1 protein-coding gene is annotated in these 1,694 nt (G+C 26.8%); it reads right to left on the reverse strand.

From position 1 onward, the window contains the following. A partial coding sequence (locus tag ACKTTQ_RS07120) for a condensation domain-containing protein (protein WP_408048773.1) occupies nt 1–1,694 on the reverse strand: 1,694 nt, incomplete at both ends.

Raw genomic sequence — 1,694 nt, forward strand, 5'->3', positions numbered from 1 at the left:
ATTCTTTATAAGATAGACTCTCTTGCTCAAAAACAACCGCAGCGGTATCTTCCTTTAAAGAAACTTGTTCTTTAAATAAATCGATAATTGTTTTATCTTTTTGATAACTTACATCTGTATTACTATGCTCAATTAATAACTTTTCGGATTCTTTTTCAGATACAATTTTAATGTCTTTTAATAATTGATTTTCATCTTTTAATACTTCATCTATAATATTAACAAAATAAGAACCAAAAAGCTCTACACTAGAAGCTTTAAATAAATCTTTACTATATGTAAAAACTAATTCTAAACTTTCTTCTGAATCTAGAGCCATTAATTGCAAATCAAATTTGGCTACTGAATAAAGTTTTTTAAATTTATCTATTTTAAGTTCTGAATCAGTAAATTCTCTTTTTTTATCTTCTAATTCATAATTTAAGAATACATCAAATAATGCATTTCTACTCGTATCTCTTTCCAGATTCAAAACATCAACTAACTCTTCATAAGGATACAACTGATTATCTAATGCTAACGAAACACCTTCTTGTACTTGCTTTAAAAAACTCTTAAAAGTAATATCTCCATCAGGATAGTTTCGTAAAGCTAAAGTGTTAATAAAAACACCAGCAATAGATTCTAAATCTACATGTTGTCGTCCAGCTAAAGGAGTTCCAACAACAATATCATTTTGATTAGTCAATTTACTTAGTAATACATTATAAATTGATAGGATAAGACTATACATAGTTACCCCTAATGAGCTTGATAATTTTTTTAATTGTTTATGTTGGTCATTATTTAGCTCTATTAGATAATTCCCTCCTTCTGAACTTTGTTCTTTTGGTCTATTATAATCATAAGGTAACTCAAGAGTTGGTACTTTTTTAGAAAAAACTTTCAACCAAAATTCTTCATGTGATTTTATCTCTTCTTGTTGTTTTTTTTCTAGTTGCCACATCACATAATCTTTATACTGAATACTTAAATTAGGTAATATTTCTTCTTTATATAAAGATTTTAAATCTTCTAATAAAATAGTACTAGTAACACCATCCGAGATAATATGATGTGTATCTATTATCATTAAAGATTCCTGAGCAGATATAGATGCTACTCCCACTCTTAACAGTGGTCCTTCACTTAAATTAAAAGGTCTTATAAAACTATCAATAGCTAAATCTATATCAGTATCTATATTAAAATTTTTAATTGAAAAATTTACTTCTGGTAAGATTCTTTGTACTGGTTTTCCTTTAATAAATTCAAATACTGTACGTAAACTATCATGACGTTCTATTAATTTTTGAAAAGCAAATTTCAACTTTTCTATATCTAGCACTCCACTTAAAGTAACAACCATTGGTATATTATAAACAACAGAATTTCTATCATATTCATGTAAAAAGTACATTCTTTTCTGTGTAGACGATAGTGGGTAATAATCTAATTCTACTGCTTCAGGTATCTTAAAAAACTCTTCCTGATCGCTTTTATTAATCATCAATGCCAATCCTTGAATATCTTCGATAGACATTAATTTAGAAAGAGTCAATGATATATTAAACTCTTCCTTAAGTCTATTTTTCAAAAAAACAAAACTTAAAGAATTCCCTCCTAAATCAAAGAACTTACTATTAACTCCAATTATATCACTATCAACTCCAAGTATTTCTGAATAAATCCCTACAAGTTTCTCTTCTATTACA

This window comes from Tenacibaculum halocynthiae (assembly GCF_964512825.1).
GTDB lineage: Bacteria > Bacteroidota > Bacteroidia > Flavobacteriales > Flavobacteriaceae > Polaribacter > Polaribacter halocynthiae.